This is a genomic window from Streptomyces sp. NPDC045022, assembly GCF_056432605.1.
Map to the genome: position 1 here is coordinate 1 of NZ_JBWKIR010000048.1, position 16161 is coordinate 16161.

The following is a 16161-nucleotide window of genomic DNA, read 5'->3' on the forward strand; positions in this document are numbered from 1 at the left end:
TGTGCCTTCCACTGCGCCACCACGGCGCGGTATACCGGCTTGCCGCCCCTGGTCGCAGCGTTTCGGCGCAGTTCACGAGAGACAGTCCCGGGGTCACGGCCGATCGTGAGAGCGATCTCGCGCACGCCCTTGTCCTGGGCCTTGAGCAGAGCGATCTCCTCACGCTCGGCGAACGACAGGTACCGGCCGGTGGGCTCGTCCAGGCTCAGCGGCGTCATCCCGCCAGCGTGTCGAAACCATCGGATCCCGACCGGTGCCGACACGCCGACCCCTTCGGCGGCCTGGACCGTGGTGACCCCGGACGCGATCAGGCGCCAGAACTCCCGTTGCACAGCGCGCGACGGCTCCGGGCGGCCGGGCGAGCGCATCGGTGCCCGCATCGCCCGATCCGCGGCCCACTGCCGTCTTGCCCCGGCCGGCGCCTGCGGCATCGGTTTCCTTAGCCGTCCCATCCAACACCTCCGTGATCAAGGTGTTGCGACGACCAGTTGAATCCGCCATCGGAGCCCTGATCGGATTGGCGGCGATGCGGAGGGACGCCGGAGACTGGGAGGGCGCCGAAACCCTCTTCCAGCAAGCCGCCACCGCAGGCCATGCCGGTGCGCTGAGATACAGGACGGCGATGCGGGCGCGGGCCAGGGACCGGCAGGATGCCGAAACCCTCTACCAGCATGCCGCCACCGCAGGCGACACCCGTGCCCTGACCAGCCTGGCGGCAATGCGGGAGGACGCCGGGGACCGAGAAGGCGCCGAACTGCTCGCCAGACAAGGCGCCGAAACCGGTGGCACCCGTGCTCTGACGCACCTGGTGCGGATACGAGAGGAGGCTGAGGACCATCAGAGTGCCGAAACCCTCGCCCGGCAAGCCGCCGACGCCGGCGACACAGAAGCCCTAACATACCTGGCGCGGTTACGAGACGACGGCGGAGACCATGAGAGCGCCGAAATCCTTTATCGGCAGGCCGCCGACGCCAGCGAATCGCCCTTCGGCATGAGCAGGAAGCGGTGGCTCTATGGGCTGGACCCGGACGGTTCGCCCACTCCCCCTTGGCGCTGAACAAGGAGACGGCACGGGCGCACTGTGGTGCCCGCCCGAGCGCCGGTGACCATGCTCATGAAACTGATCGTTCGACTGAGCACGCGAGTTGGCACCTGCGCACTTCGTTGGCGCCTGGAGCAGCCGAGAGTGAGTACGTCTACGCGCTTGGTTTAGTAGAGCGCCTCATGAAGTGCACGAGGACTGCCGACGATCATCGGCTCATGAATTCTCAGACGTATGCGAGGCTCTACGGCCCGTCGAAGCCGACCCCGTCGGCTACAACCCGTCCAGGGGTCACGTTGCTGACGGCTCTGCTCGGCGCTGCCACGGTCCTGTCGATGGCATGGCTGACTTTCCTGGTAAGCGTGCTCGCACTATGGGGTGCGGCGGAAGGGACGGCCGTCGGTGGTCTTCTCGCGGAGTACGCGGCGGGCGTGGTCGGCGGTGTCTCACTGCTCGTCGTGCTCGCCTTTGTGCCCGGGGTGCGTCGCATGACGCCGGCCGGACGTCGGCTGTTGCTGACTGCGGTGGCGTGTCCTGTCCCACTCGTTCTGGCTGTCGTGACCTGGTTGGGCGTTGGCTGACCACTTTTCCTGCCTCGGATCGGACCGTTCACGGGGCGGATCGCGGCAACGCCCGTGGTGACGAGGTACGCCGCCCATCTACCGCCGAACTGAGCACCGCACTTGGCGAAGATGCCAACCGGAGCGCTCAGTCACAACAGCACAAGTGAAGTCCGGAGGGTGCGCGACGACCTCCTGAGTGTTGGAGCACCGGGCGGCGGCGCAGGGGCGCTCGCGGCGCGCAGTTGTGAGCAGTGCGCTCCCTGTGATCCGGCCAAATTGGGGACGGTATGTAAATGAACTGTCGCTTTTGGTGATCACCCTGGGAGGGTGGGCGTGTGCGTGTGGGCGTACCCGCGGCTTCCAGCCGCAGCGGGGCTGAGTGCCGAACCGTGTGGCGCCTGCTGCTCTGCACGACAGGAATCCGACCGAAGGAGTCAGCACATGCACATTCCCAGGATGCTCGCGCTCGCCGGCACAACTGTCGCCCTGACGACGGCGCTGGCCGGTGTCACCCCCGCCCAGGCCACGCCGGCGCCGACCGGGACCAGTCCGGCCGTCACCGCTCCCCGGGACCAGATCCAGTGCCCCCGCGGATTCGTGTGCATCTACCCCGAGATCCATTTCGAGGGCCAGCCCTACGTCAAACGCGCCACCGACGGCTCGGTCCGGCACCTTCCGGACTACATCCGCGGCAAGGGTAGTTCGGTCATCAACAACAGCAGCCGCACCGCGCGGGTCTACCAAAAGGACAACTACTTCGGCCGGCACGTGTGCGTTGGGTCCGACGGCGGCACCATCGGGGACCTGCGCTCCTACCAGCTCAACGACACCACCCACTCCCTGAAGAACAACACCACACCCTGCGGCGCGTAAGCCCTGGCCCGGCCCGGTTGCCGACTTTCTCCGCGAGCGTGGTCAGATACTTCACCTGCGTGGCGGGGCCTGCTCCGTCTTGTGGCGAACTACGGCGGTCAGGCGCCCGCGACCAGCGTGCCGAGGGCCGTGCGCTGGTGGGTGACCGAGCGGCCTGTGCGGGTCGTCGTCGCCATGCCTGCCGATCTGAGCGCCGCCGCGTGGGATGAGGCCGTCGCGTTGCTGACGTGGAGGGCGCGGGCCAGGGATGTCGTGGTGTGAGGCTCGGCGAGGAGGCGTAGGGCGTCCAGCCGGGTGCGGCCCAGGACGGCGGCCAGGGTCTCGGCGGGGACGACCGGGCGCCCCGCAGTGGGCGGGAGCCCGGGACCGGCTGGGTACGTCAGGACTGCGGGATGGCCCGGGGTGTCCTGAAGAAGTGGGCCCGCCGGGTTGTGGAAGGTGGGCAGGAGAACCAGGCCGCGCCCGTCGAGGCAGAGGTCGCGGTCCGTCGCTGCGCCGGGCCATTCCCACACACCCTCGTGGAGTCGGCTGCCCGGGGCCAGGCCGATCAACGTGGTGGCCACGCCGTGCTCGGCGACCGTCAGGGCGTAGCGGGTGAACTCGTCACGGTGCAGATCCTGTACGACGGACCAGACCGGGGCGAGGACCGTCTCGTACGCGGCCCGCTCGGCGCGGTGCAGGGTGCGCCAGGCCGTCTCGTCGCCCGCGTGCAGGCCTCGGATCCAGCGAGGGGCGGGCACCGCCCCGTACACCCGCTCCAGCTCGGAGCGGACGAGACCGGGGCTGGTGGCCCGGATCTGTTCGAAGCCGTCGGCCATGGTGTCGCCGAGGACGTCGAGGAAGGAGGGCGGGCGGCCCGCCGGAACCAGGTCGGCGAGCGGGTCAGTTGCTGCCGGGAGGGAGCGCAGGACACGGCCGCGCCACGGCGCGAACAGCGGCCCGCCACGCCGGGCCACGGCTGTCGTCAGGGCGGCGTGCAGCTCCTGGAGCGGCGCCGGGCGGGGTGCGAAGCGGATCCGGGCGAAGTCCTGCGCGGTGAAGTGGATTCGCAGCACCCTCACAACTCCTCGTCCGAGGCCAGCCTTTCGGCCAGGGCCTGAACCTTCGCACCGTGACGGCCCCCGCCCCAAGGATGTTCGTATGACTTCTCGACGCACTCTTCTGAAAGGCACCCTATTCGGGAGTGCCGCCGCCCTGCTGCCCACAGCTGCGTCCGCCTCCGCTAACGGCCCGTTCCTCCGGCTGCCCGCGCCCGCCGGCCCGTACCCCGTAGGCATGCAGACGGTCCATCTGACGGACCCGGCCCGTACCGACCCGTGGGTGGGCGGCGTGCGGGAGCTGATGCTGACCGTCCTGTACCCGGCCCGATCGGTACGCGGCTTCTCCCGGGCCCCACAGCTCACCCCGGCCGAGGCCGGGGTGTTCGCCGAGTACGCGCCGCACGTTCATCCGGGACTGCCGGAGCCGGGAGCGGTGAACTGGGGCACGGTCCTCACCCACGGATACGTGGGCGCGCCGCCGCTGCCCGGGCGGCGGCCGGTACTGGTGTACTCACCCGGCGGCGGTGACTCCCGCACGCTCGGCACGACCCTCGCCGAGGACCTGGCGAGCCACGGCCGAGTGGTCGTCCTCGTCGACCACCCCGGTGATGCTTCTCAGGTGGAACTGCCGACCGGGGTGCGGACGACCGTCCTGATCGGACCGCCGGACCCGGCGACCTTCCGCACGATGATAGACACCCGGATCGCGGACCTCCGGCTGGTCCTGGACCGGCTCAGCGACCTGCCGCTCGCCCCGGTCATGGACCCCTGCCGGATCGGGTTGTACGGGCATTCCGCAGGCGGCACGGCGGCGGTGTACGCGGCCCGCCGCGACCGCAGGGTCGGCGCCGTGGCGAACCTGGAAGGCTACCTCGACCTGTACTCGACGCCGGTCGTCTTCGACCGGCCACTGCTGCTGTTCCGCACCGACGGATTCGAGGGCGCCGCCCGTATCGAGTCCTCCTGGGCGGGCCTTCCCGGCCGCCGCGTGCTGCTTGTCGACGCGAACCACTGGGCGTTTACCGACTACGGCTCGCTCGTCGCACGGCTCCAGACCGCCGGTCTTGTGACAGCGGCAGCGCGGGCCGCGCTCATCGGCACCGGCGACCCGGTTGTGACACTCGCTGAGGTACGGGCCCGGGTGGGGACCTTCTTCGCCCGCCATCTGTTGTAGCGGCATTACGAGGAGGCGGTCGATGGCCTGCTGCGGCCGCACAGCGGGGCGTCGGTCGTCTGTCGGCAAACGGGCAGGTGCTGGCCGGTCTGACCCTGCCCCGGTTCCCCGACGGGCGGCTGGTGCGGTGCCACGCCGTCCGTGGAGGGGTGAAGCCTTCCGGGGCCGTGTCAGCACTCGTGCCAGAGGGCATGTTGGAGGAAACAGGAGCGGGGAGGGAACGGCTGTGGCGGCGGAAGAGAGGGGGAGCGGGGCGCTTCCAGGACGTGTGCTGTTCGTGCTGTTCCGTTGTGTGATGGTGCTCCTCGTCGCCTTCTTCGCCGTGCGGACGTACGAGGAGACCGCGATCGCCGTGGCCCGCGCCACCGGAGGGCTGCACACCGTGCAGGCGACCGTGGTGGAGGTACGGCACATCTCCCACGAGCGCTGCTCCGGAGCTGGCCAGGCCACGAACTGCAGTGAGAAGGACACCTCGTTCAGCGACGACGTGATCGTGAGGGGGGAAGGGTCCACCAGGACGGTGTCGGTGAACGACGGTCCCTCCTTCAGCGAGGGGCAGCAGGTGCGGCTTGGACTGTGGCATGACGAGGTCGTGGTGATCGACGGGTACGCCGCCCACAGCGCCTGGACCGGCGACGGCTTCTTCTTCGTCGTGCCCTTGCTGCTGTACCCCCTCGCCATGGGGTACGTCATCGTCGTGGCCACCGCGCTGCTGGCGCAGGTACTCAACCGGGGCGGACGAGCCCGCGTCGACGTGGGGGAGCGCTTCGCGGCCGACAGCTACGGTGTCCTGATCGGCCTGGCCGTCTGTCTGTTCCTCGTCTTCCTCACGGCGGTCCGAGACGACGGCTCCCCGCCGTGGTGGCCGATCGCCCCGGTCGGCGCCGGAACGGCCGTCGCCGCACTGGCGCTCCTCCGCAGCGCGCGAGCCGCCGCCGAGCCGGACGCGGTGGCGGCCTGAGGGTGGTGGCCCACCAGCCGTCGTCAGCTCAGCGGTCGGCGTCACCGGCCGCCGACCAGTCTCGGTCGGGCGCCCAGCAAGAGTCGTGCCTCAGTTGCGGCGGAGCGCGCCGGGATGTGTGCGGGCCCCGTCAAGCCGGGTCAGCGGGCCAGCGTTACGGTGACGGGAACGTTCGGGCAGCGGCTGAGCACATCCGTAAGCGCGGTCTGTTCCTCGGCGTCGATGCTCAGGCCCCAGCGGGTCTTGTCCGCCGTCCAGTCGGTGACGTACTGGCAGTGGTAGCCCGCGGCCGGCGGCAGCCACGTGCTGGGGTCCTGGTCGGCCTTGGACCGGTTCGAGGCGGCCGACACCGCGATCAGCGCGCGGTCGTCACCGAGGTCGTTGGCGTATGCCTCCCGCTCCTTCGCCGTCCAGGCGGAGGCACCGGAGTCCCACGCCTCGGCGAGCGGGACCAGGTGGTCGATGTCCAACCCGCCCGGCCCCTGGAGATAGCGGTCGTCGTACGGCGAGTACCACTCACCCCCGCTCAATCGGCAGCCAGCGCCCTGATCCGGGGCGATGACGGCCTCGGCCTTCAGCACCTCGGCCCGGGTGTTGCAGCCGTCCCTATCGGCGTCGACCCAGTGCTTGAACTTCGTCCGTTCATAACCGCTGCGGTCCTCGGTGCGCACCGGCAGCTGGGCGAGGAGGTCCTGTACGGGGGCGGTGACGGTGTCACCGGGTGCGGTGACCGGGGCGGCATGCGCGGTCGTCGGAATGAGCAGGGCGGCGAACATGGCCGCCGCGGTGGTGGTACGGGCGAAGCGCACGAGCAGGGAGCCTCTCGAAGATCACCAACAGTTCGTAATCTTCGTAGCGGCTGCCGCGCACGACTCGCCCGGTAACCCGCAGCGGCTCTACCCGATCGGGCGGTAAGTCCGATCGTCGGCGCACGCAGCGGGCCGCTCAGGGTCCGTGCCGTGGCAGAGGTCCCCGATGAGTTGATCAAGCTGCGACGATCCGCCGAGGAAGAACACGACAGGCTCGCCGGCCTCACCGGTGCGGCGCTCCCAGTAGGACCCGGACGTCGAGTAGCCGGTGCCGGGACCTATCGCTCGTCGTGGCCTGCCGTCTTCTTCGCCGCGGCCTCCTTGGCCGACTGCTTCTTCGCGGCCGTCTTCTTTCGGCTTCGGCAGCTCGTGCACTGGTTCGTTCAGTCAACGGGGCGTCCGCTGCTCGCTCCTGCGGCCGGACCCAGCGCAACGCGGGTAATCGGCTCCGACGAGACGTGGCCCGCGCCCGTCGGCGCTAGTGCAGAGAGGTAACCGGGCCGGGCCAGGTGTGACCTGGCGTATCGGCACGCCCAGCTTACGTCCCGCCGCCCAGGGGGTTGGCGGGCCAGCCAGAAAGAGAGGCGGTCCCGCGCGGCGTGCGAACGGAGCGCGGGACCACCGAGCCCCGGTTGTCCTGTCAGAACCCGGGCGCTGAAACCGTACGCAATCACCTCACTCTTCGCACCTACCGCGGTCCATCTGCGCGGGTCGGAGTGAGTGGGTGACGGATGGTAGGGAGCGGCAGCGGGGCGCGGTGGGCGAACCAGCGGCGCAGCCGCAGGGGCGGGTGCCGGTGAGCGAAGCGCAGAGCGTGCCCGACCCGGACAAGGACGGAGAAGGATCGTTCGTCCGCCAGGTCGGCGCTCCACATGAGGGCGACGGGTTCGCGACCGCAGGCACTGACGGCGTGGGAGTCGCAGGCCAGCTCTCCCCACCAGCGCACCGCGATGACTGCCAGCCACGCCAGCGCCGCGGCGGCCGCAGCCTGGGCGACAGGCAGCAGGCCGGCGGCGAGGACGGTCAGGGTGAGGGCAGCCGTTTCGACGATCAGACGCGTGCGCGTTGTTCAACGACACTCAAGATGCCGATATCGGGGGCGAGACCCGGCTGCAGGCGGGCGAGACCGAGTGCCCGGATTGTTCGGGTGTGCTCGCGTCATGGGGCTGGGCGAGGCATCGGGTGCTGCGGGACGCGAATGGTCAGCCGAAGGTCAGCCAGTACCTGGTCATAGCGATCGGCGACAACCGGCCCCGTGCCGGCCGCGCAACCTCCGGCACCCGCCCCGCCCGCAGATCCCGGCGCACCACACGCAGCAGCGTCGACACCGAGGGGAGTCGCGTCACACCCCACTCCCCCACCGAACCTTCAACCCACGCCTGCTCCAGCCTCTGGTACAACGCCGACAGGTTCCGGCCCCTCCGCCAGCGCCGCCCGTAACTCGTCGCTCACAGCGAACCCACCCCGCCGCGGCCGCGCCTCCATCTCCTCCGCACACCCCTCCGCCAGGCGGCGCCACACCGTCCGCTCCGACACCCCAGCCAGCTCAGCCGCCACCCACAAATGACACCTAACCCCGACCAACACCCCCCAACTCGCAGCTCTTTCGTTGTCGGGGCACAACTCGGCGTCGATGAGTTGTGCTGCGGGCCCATTACGCATCGGGCAGATCTGGATTTACGGTCCGGGAACAACTATGACGAGGGGTGGGGGATGACTTCGGCATTGGTGGTCGGGGCAGGCCCGAATGGGCTGGCGGCGGCGATCACGCTTGCTAAGGCCGGCGTGGACGTCACGGTCTCGGAAGCCGCGGACGCTGTAGGAGGAGGACTCCGCTCCAGCGAGGAGACACTGTCCGGTTTGATCCACGATCACTGCGCAGCGATCGTTCCGACTGCTGTGTCCTCACCTTTCATCCAGTCTCTGGATCTCGGAGCACACGGGGTCGAGTTTGCCTACCCGCAGGTCGATTTGGCACACCCGCTTGATGGCGGTGCGGCGGGCGTGCTCTACCAGTCGCTGGACCGGACAGCCGAGGCGCTCGGTACCGACGGGCGTCGCTGGCGGGCAATGTACGGCCGGCTGGTGAAAGACTATGATCTGCTCGCGGGGGACCTGCTGTCGCCGATGGTTAAGGTGCCGCGTCGGCCGTACCGGATGGGGCTGTTCGGCGGCCTAGCAATGCTACCCACAACAGTCCTCGCTCGCGCATTTCGGACACCGGAAGCGCGCGCCCTGTTCGCTGGCAACGCCGCGCACGCATGGACCCCATTGACCCGACCACCGTCGTCTGGGTTTGCGTTGATGTTCGCCAGCGTGGCACACCGGTACGGGTGGCCGTGCGTGGTTGGCGGATCTGCTCGCCTCGCGGAAGGACTTGCTAGTCTTCTACGCACTCTCGGCGGCCGAATCGAGACCAGAGCCGATATCCAATCGATGGATCAGCTCGCCGGTTTTGATCTCGTACTGTTCGACACCGGACCGCGTCTTCCGGCGAGGCTGCTCGGGGACCGACTCCCTGCGCGTGTACACCGCGCATTGGCAAGGCACCGGTACGGCGCGGCGGCGTTCAAGCTCGATATCGCGGTCCACGACGGTATCCCCTGGACCAACACGGCGGCGAGGACCGCCGGCACGTTGCACGTGTGCGGGGGATTCGAGGAGGTTGCGGCAGCCGAGGACGCCACCTTCCATGGGGTAATGCCCGAGCGCCCGTTCGTCATCGTCGGGCAGCAGGGAGTCTTCGATCCCACCCGCACCGCCGACGGGCTGCAACCGATCTACGCCTACGCGCACGTGCCCCATGGCTATCGAGGTGACGCAACGGAAGCGATCCTCAACCAGATCGAGAGATTCGCCCCGGGATTCCGCGAACGGGTGGCTGCGGTGAAAGCTCGCTCACCACGGGACCTGGAGCGGGAGAACGCGAACAACGTCGGCGGTGACATCAACGGCGGTTCCATGGACCTCGTCAATTTCATCGCCCGACCACGGCTCGCTGTCGATCCGTACTGGCTCGGTGTGGATGGGTTCTACCTGTGCTCATCGTCCACTCCGCCCGGTGCAGGCGTGCACGGCATGTGTGGACACCTTGCCGCAAAATCGGCGCTACGCCGCGCTGGCATCACGCCCTAACCTCGATGGCCGTGCATGCCGAGGCGGCCTGCCGAGGTAACGACAGGCCGCCTCGTCGGTGGGTCAGCCGAGGCAGCTGCACCAGCTCGGGCCGCCGGACACGCTGCCGCCCGCGCCGTAGCAGCCAGCGGGACCGTCGGAGACCGCGAGGGAGCCGATGACCAGAGGTCGACCTCGGCCGCGGCCGACTCCTCATTCTCCCAGGAATCGAACTTCGGAATGATGCATCCTCCGTAATTCGTGACCGGGTGCGCCTGATCAATGGTGCGTCCACGTTTGCCTCGTGGGCACGGCTGTGTCACTAGGATCGGGGGGTACTGAAAGTCGCAGGAAGATGCAGTGCCGGAACCGGGCGGATTCGGATGGCACGATGGTGCCAACTTCTTGGATCTGGTCGAGATTTCTCCTAACGTTCTGACGGGGCAGAGTGCATATTTTTAAGGTCCCATTTTCTGCTTCCTTCTTGCGAGAGAGCCTAAATGAGCCGTTCCCGAAATTCCGTCGATGAAATGAAGCAGCAATTAGCAGGAATGTCTCCTCAGGAGCAGCTGGAGCTGATTCTGGGCCTCGTGCGCAACGAGGTCGTCGCGGCACAGGGTGGCGGCGATGCCTGGTCCATCGCCGGGATCGCTCCCTTCCGGTCTCTGGGCATTGTCCGGGAGAAGGCGACGGTGCTGATCGACCGCATTTCGGCCGCTACCGGCGTACCGCTGTCCGGGACGGCCGTGTTCGACTTCCCCGACTCCGCGGCGCTGGCCCGGCACCTGCTTGCCCAACTCACCGCGGATCCCTGGGCCACCGCTTCTCTCCGCCCGGCGCGGGAGACCGCCCGCCCCCACTCCCGGGGCGGCGGCCACGAGGATCCAATCGCCATCGTCGGTATGGCCTGCCGCTTCGGCGGCGGGATCTCTACCCCCGAGCAACTCTGGCAGCTCCTGGAGGAGGGCTCCGACGTCGTCACGGGATTCCCGACCGACCGGGAATGGAACCTGGACAGCCTCTACCACCCGGATCCGGAACACCAGGGAACCTCCTACACGCGTGCGGGTGCGTTCCTGCACGACGTCGCGGGATTCGATGCCGACTTCTTCGGGATATCGCCGCGCGAGGCGCGGGCGATGGATCCGCAGCAGCGCATTATGCTCGAAGTCGCCTGGGAAGCCGTGGAATGCTCCAACATAGCACCGCACTCCCTGCGCGAGAGCCCGACCGGGGTTTTCGTGGGCGTCAACGAGAAGGATTACCTCTCGCGATTCTTCGAAGCTCCGTCAGAAAGCGAGGGATTCCTGGTCGCCGGCAACGCCGCGAGCGTCGTATCCGGTCGCATCTCGTATGTGCTCGGCCTCCAGGGGCCGTCCTTGACGGTGGACACCGCCTGCTCCTCGTCGCTCGTCGCCCTGCACCAGGCGTGCCGCTCGCTGCGTGACGGCGAGTGCGATCTGGCGCTCAGCGGCGGTGTGGCGGTCATGTCGTCCCCTGGAGCGTTCATCGACTTCGCCCGCAAGCGGGTGCACGCGGCGGACGGCCGGTGCAAGGCATACGCGGACGAGGCGGACGGCACCGGCTGGGGTGAGGGCGCGGGCATCCTGGTACTCGAGCGCCTGTCGGACGCGCGTCGCGCAGGGCACCGCGTCCTCGCCGTGATCCGCGGGTCCGCCGTCAACCAGGACGGTGCCTCCAACGGTCTGTCCGCCCCCAACGGCCCCTCTCAGGAGCGGGTCATCCGGCAGGCACTCGCCGACGCCGGCCTCAAGGCCTCCCAGGTGGACGCGGTCGACGGCCATGGCACCGGCACCCCGCTCGGTGACACGATCGAGGTCCAGGCCCTTCTGGCCACCTATGGACAAGAGCGCCCGGACGGGCAGCCGCTGTGGCTTGGGTCCGTCAAGTCCAACCTCGGCCACACCCAGGCGGCCTCGGGTGTCGCCGGTGTGATCAAGATGATCAAGGCCATGGAGCACCGGCTGCTCCCTTCGACCCTGCACGTCGGCAAGCCCAACACCCGTGTCCCCTGGCAGAAGGGGGCTGTCCGGGTGCTGCAGGAGCCCCAGGCCTGGCCCGAACGCGCCGAGCCGATGCGGGCAGGCGTCTCCTCCTTCGGCGTCTCGGGCACCAACGTCCACCTGGTCATCGAGCAGCCCCCTTCACCCGAGCCCTGCCCCGGCTCTGCGGCCGCGACGCCGGCCGCCGCCGGCGGACCGGTGCCCCTGGTGCTGACCGCCAAGTCGCCGGAGGCCCTGCGTGAACAGGCGGGGCGGTTGCGCGCGGTCGTGCGGGACACCGACACGCCCATCGCCGGCATCGGCTCGGCGCTGGTGGTCAGCCGCTCGCCCATGGCCCACCGGGCCGTGCTGGTCGCGGACGATCGGGAGCGGTTCGCCGCACTGCTGGCAGCCGTGGAGCGTGGCGAGCAGGCCGACGGGGTGACCAAGGGCGTCGCCCGGCCGGGCCTCGGCCGACCCGTGTTCGTTTTCCCCGGGCAGGGCGCCCAGTGGGTGGGCATGGGTGCCGACCTGCTCGACACCGCGCCGGTGTTCGCGCGTTCGCTGCGCGCCGTGGACGCGGCGTTCGCCCCGCTCGTCTCCTGGTCGGTGGAGGACATCTTGCGCCGGACGCCCGGCGCCCCCTCGCTGGACGAGCCCGAAGTGCTGCAGCCCGTGTCCTTCGCCGTGACGGTCGCCCTGGCCGACCTGTGGCGCGCGCACGGCGTGGAACCCGCGGCAGTCCTCGGCCATTCGCAGGGCGAGGTCGCCGCCGCAGTGATCGCCGGCGCGCTGACCGTCGAGGACGCGGCGCGCATCATGGTGGCGCGTACCCGGGCCCTGATGAAGCTCCTCGGCAAGGGGGCTATGGCGGCCGTGGAGCTGCCTCTGGAGTCGGTGGAACGCTGGGTGGAACGCTACGACGGCAGCATCTCCGTCGCCACGGTCAACAGTCCGACGCAGATCACGCTCTCAGGCGAGCCCGAGGCCCTGGACAAGCTGCTCGAAGAGCTCCGTGCCGGGAACATCCGGGTGCGCAGGATCCCCGGCGCGGCCGCCGCCGGTCATTCCCGGCAGGTCGAGGCGGTGCGCGAGGAACTCGTCGCCGCTCTGGCGGACGTCTCGCCACACCCCTCGCGCATCCCCTTCTACTCCTCCGTCACCGGGGGGCTGCGGGACACCACCGAACTGGGTGCCGAGTACTGGTACGACAACGCCCGCCGGACCGTGCATTTCGACGCCGCGGTACGGGCCGCGCTGGCCGACGGCCACACGGTGTTCGTGGAGTCGGGACCGCACCCCATCCTCACCGGCGCCGTGCACGACGTGGCCTACGACGCCGGGACCGCCGTGGTCACGAGCGGCACGCTGCGCCGCGACGAGAGCGGTCCCGCCCGGTTCCTGGGCGCCGCCGCCGAACTGTTCACGGCCGGCGTCGAAGTCGACTGGTCCGCGGTCTTCACGGGGACACCCCGCACCCCCGTGGCCCTGCCCACCTACCCCTTCCAGCACCGGCGGTTCTGGCTGAAGGCCGCCACCGAGACGCCGCGGGAGCACGCTCCGCAGTCCGGGACGCGTCCCGAGCAACAGGTGTTCTGGCGCGCCGTCGAGGAGGAGGACCTTCCCACGCTGGCCGAAGTCCTCGGCATCGACGACGAACACGCCGGCGCCCTCGCGGACGTACTGCCGGCGATGGCCACCTGGCAGCGGCGCAACGGTGTAGAGGCCCGCCTGGACTCCTGGCGCTACCAGGTGGTCTGGGAACCCGTCGGCGACCCCCGAGCGGACACCGGGACGGATGCGGGACCCTGGCTCGTCGTCGTACCCGCGGGGCTGGCAGAGGACCCCCTGACCGGCCTGCTCCTGGACGCGGTGCGCGCCCGCACCGGCACGGTGCTCACGCTGCCCGTCGCCTGCGATGACGACCGGCACTCCATCGCCGCCCGGATCCGCGCCACGGTCCGCGCCGGGGCCGCGCTGTCCGGCGTGGTCTGTCTGCTGGCCCTCGACGAGAGCCCCTCGGCCGGGTGCGCGGCCGTACCTGCGGGCACGGCCCACACCGTGGCACTGGCCCAGGCGCTGGCGGACGTCGGGGAGGATGCGCCGCTGTGGCTGTTCACTTCCGGCGCGGTCTCCACGGGCGGCTCCGACCCCGTGACCCACCCGGTGCAGGCCCAGAGCTGGGCCCTGGGCCGCGTGCTCGCCCTGGAGCACCCCGAACGCTTCGGTGGTCTGGTCGACCTGCCCGCCAGGCCGGACGCCTCCGTGGCGCGTACCCTGACCGGTCTGCTGGGCGGTGGCGACGACGACCAACTCGCCGTCCGCGCCGCCGGTGTCCTCACCCGCCGCTTGGTGCGAGGCGCGAGCGCCGGGTGGCGGCCCCCGGCCGGGCACGTCGGGTGGCGGCCGGATTCCCACAGCACCGTCCTGGTCACCGGCGGCACCGGCGTCCTCGCCGGACACGTCGCCACGTGGCTGGCCGAACAGGGAGCCGGGCATCTGATCCTGGCGAGCAGGCGGGGACCGCAGGCCCCCGGCATCGCCGAGCGGGTCCGGCGGCTGGAGGAACTCGGAGCGAAGGTCACCGTGGTCGCCTGCGACGTACGCGACCGGGAAGCGGTGCGGGAACTGATCGCCCAAGTCCCGGAGCAGTACCCGCTGACCGCCGTGATCCATACCGCGGGAATCGGCCGGCTGCAGGCGCTGTCCGACACCAGCCCGCAGGACTTCTCGGACGTCTTCGCCGCCAAGGCGGCCGGGGCGCGGCATCTGCACGAGTTGACGGTGGAGGCTGGCATCCGGCTGCGCGCCTTCGTCCTGTTCTCCGCGGTCTCCGCGGTCTGGGGCGTCGGTCGCCAGGGCCACTACGGAGCCGCCAACGCCTATTTGCTCGCCCTCGCGGAGCAACGCAGGAACCAGGGGCTGGCGGCGACCGCGATCGCCTGGACCGGCTGGACCGGCGGTGGCATGGCCGTCGAGGACGCGTCGCAGGAGGCGTTGCGCCGGCACGGACTGCCCCAGGGGGCGTTCGACCGACTGGGTATGACCAAGGAGGAGGCCGCGGCGCAGACCGGTGAGCTGTGGGGGCTGCGTGGCATCGACCCGCGGCACCAGATCGAGGTGTTGCGGCAGGCGCTGGACCGTGACGAGACGGTCACCGTCGTGGCCGACGTGGACTGGGAGCGCTTCACGACCGGATACGCCTCCGCGTGCCGTCGGCCGCTGCTTGCGGGCATCCCCGAGGCGCTGCGCGTCATGGACACCCTGCACGCGCCGGCCGCCGGCGAGCCGGATGAGGACGTACCCGGGCGGGAGGCCCCCGAGGACTGGCAGCGCGCACTGGTCTCCGCCACCAAGGAGGAACAGCAGGCGCGCGTCCTCGAACTGGTCCGCGCCCGCCTGGCGGACGTGCTGGGGCACAGCTCGGCCCAGGAGGTCGACGCCGACCGCTCTTTCCTGGAGATGGGCCTGGACTCCGTGTCGGCCGTCCAACTGCGCAACCGGCTCGGCACCGCTGTGGGGCTGCGCCTGCCCGCGACCATCGCGTTCAACTACCCCACGCCGCGCGAACTCGCCCACTATGTGTGGTCGAGCCTGGCGCCGGCCACCGACGAGGAGCCCGGCTCCCGGACGGACGACGCACCCGCCGCCCCCGCGGCGGCGGCCGACGACAGCCTGGTGCAGCTGTACCAGTACGCGTGCGCCAACGGCCGAGTCGACGAGGGGGCGCAAGTGCTTCGCCTGGCAGGGCGGTTGCGTCCGACGTACGGCTCGGTCGCGGAACTGGCCTCGACGCCGCAGCCGGTGCGGCTCGCCGAGGGGCCGGCCCGGCCGCTGCTGATGTGCCTCACGCCCTATGTCGCTCCCGCCGGTGCTCACCAGTACGCGCGCTTCGCCGCCTCCTTCCGGGGTGAGCGGGACTTGTGGGCGCTCGGGCATCCGGGGTTCGCCCAGGGCGAGCCGCTGCCGGCGGACGTGGACCTGCTGTTCGCCACGCAGGCACGCACAGTGTTCGACACCGTGGGCGACGACCCGTTCGTCCTCCTCGGCTACTCATCGGGAGGCTGGGTCGCCCACGGCACCGCGGCCCACCTGGAGAGCCTGGGACGGCCGCCGGCCGCGGTGGTGATGCTCGACAGCTTCAGCCTGCGTCACCGGGACGACTCACGGGTCTTCTCGTCGATGATGAACCAGTACAACCAGCTGTCGGAAACCCTCGACGTGGGCCCGGACGAACTCACCGCGATGGGCCGCTACATGCCGATGTTCGAGGAGTGGGCCGCGACGGGCAGCGTGCCGCGGCTTTCCCTGCCGACCCTGCTGGTGCGGGCTCGGGAACAAGCCGTACTCAACCCGGAGACGGGCGCCGTGACGCCCCCGCCGGAGCACGTGGACACCGTGGTCGTGTCCCCGGGCAACCACTATTCGATGATGCAGGAGTACGCGCCCCGCACCGCTGAGGCCGTCCGGCACTGGCTGTCGAACACCTTCTCGTCCTGACGACACCGGGTGGTGCGGTCATGAACCCGCCGCACCGCCCGTCCTTTCCGGAGCACCGTGCGCTCACCATTCGCCGCGAGGA

10 protein-coding genes are annotated in these 16161 nt (G+C 70.1%); 7 read left to right on the top strand and 3 right to left on the bottom strand.

The window, feature by feature from the left end; genetic code table 11:
* Positions 1-431, bottom strand: a 431-nt coding sequence (locus AC07C1_RS39275; RefSeq protein ID WP_478946915.1) for a helix-turn-helix domain-containing protein, incomplete at its 3' end; no start/stop codon positions are given.
* A 32-nt stretch (positions 432-463) separates the two neighbouring features.
* Between AC07C1_RS39275 and AC07C1_RS39280 the strand changes: the two genes are divergently transcribed.
* The 3 genes from AC07C1_RS39280 to AC07C1_RS39290 all read left to right on the top strand — a co-directional run bounded on the left by AC07C1_RS39280 (position 464) and on the right by AC07C1_RS39290 (position 2478).
* Positions 464-1057, top strand: coding sequence for an SEL1-like repeat protein (locus tag AC07C1_RS39280; RefSeq protein WP_478946916.1), 594 nt, complete (start codon positions 464-466; stop codon positions 1055-1057).
* Between the two features lie 203 nt (positions 1058-1260).
* The gene (locus AC07C1_RS39285) at positions 1261-1623 is read left to right on the top strand and encodes a hypothetical protein (protein WP_478946917.1); all 363 of its coding nucleotides are present in this window, start codon (positions 1261-1263) and stop codon (positions 1621-1623) included.
* A 423-nt stretch (positions 1624-2046) separates the two neighbouring features.
* Positions 2047-2478, top strand: coding sequence for a peptidase inhibitor family I36 protein (locus tag AC07C1_RS39290; RefSeq protein ID WP_478946918.1), 432 nt, complete (start codon positions 2047-2049; stop codon positions 2476-2478).
* Between the two features lie 98 nt (positions 2479-2576).
* Here the strand turns inward: AC07C1_RS39290 and AC07C1_RS39295 are convergent, their stop codons facing one another.
* Positions 2577-3533, bottom strand: a complete 957-nt coding sequence (locus AC07C1_RS39295; RefSeq protein WP_478946919.1) for an ArsR/SmtB family transcription factor — start codon at positions 3531-3533, stop codon at positions 2577-2579.
* 85 nt (positions 3534-3618) lie between these two features.
* Between AC07C1_RS39295 and AC07C1_RS39300 the strand changes: the two genes are divergently transcribed.
* Positions 3619-4692 carry an alpha/beta hydrolase family protein gene (locus AC07C1_RS39300; protein WP_478946920.1) on the top strand — a complete coding sequence of 358 codons (1074 nt, stop codon included), beginning with the start codon at positions 3619-3621 and terminating at the stop codon, positions 4690-4692.
* A gap of 268 nt (positions 4693-4960) precedes the next feature.
* Positions 4961-5653 (top strand): hypothetical protein, encoded by a 693-nt coding sequence (locus AC07C1_RS39305; protein WP_478946921.1) that lies wholly within the window; start codon positions 4961-4963, stop codon positions 5651-5653.
* 140 nt (positions 5654-5793) lie between these two features.
* On the opposite strand, the gene AC07C1_RS39310 is transcribed toward AC07C1_RS39305, so the two are convergent.
* Positions 5794-6462, bottom strand: a complete 669-nt coding sequence (locus AC07C1_RS39310; protein WP_478946922.1) for an HNH endonuclease family protein — start codon at positions 6460-6462, stop codon at positions 5794-5796.
* A 1713-nt stretch (positions 6463-8175) separates the two neighbouring features.
* Between AC07C1_RS39310 and AC07C1_RS39315 the strand changes: the two genes are divergently transcribed.
* Entirely contained in the window at positions 8176-9597 is a 1422-nt protein-coding gene (locus AC07C1_RS39315; RefSeq protein WP_478946923.1) for a phytoene desaturase family protein, read from the top strand.
* 509 nt (positions 9598-10106) lie between these two features.
* Positions 10107-16079 (top strand): type I polyketide synthase, encoded by a 5973-nt coding sequence (locus AC07C1_RS39320; RefSeq protein ID WP_478946924.1) that lies wholly within the window; start codon positions 10107-10109, stop codon positions 16077-16079.
* The last annotated feature ends 82 nt before the right edge of the window (positions 16080-16161 follow it).

Excerpts from the sequence above, each read along its gene's own strand:
- AC07C1_RS39290 (WP_478946918.1), top strand. The coding sequence starts at position 2,047 with ATGCACATTCCCAGGATGCTCGCGCTCGCCGGCACAACTGTCGCCCTG.
- AC07C1_RS39320 (WP_478946924.1), top strand. The coding sequence starts at position 10,107 with ATGAAGCAGCAATTAGCAGGAATGTCTCCTCAGGAGCAGCTGGAGCTG.
- AC07C1_RS39315 (WP_478946923.1), top strand. The coding sequence starts at position 8,176 with ATGACTTCGGCATTGGTGGTCGGGGCAGGCCCGAATGGGCTGGCGGCG.
- AC07C1_RS39285 (WP_478946917.1), top strand. The coding sequence starts at position 1,261 with ATGAATTCTCAGACGTATGCGAGGCTCTACGGCCCGTCGAAGCCGACC.
- AC07C1_RS39300 (WP_478946920.1), top strand. The coding sequence starts at position 3,619 with ATGACTTCTCGACGCACTCTTCTGAAAGGCACCCTATTCGGGAGTGCC.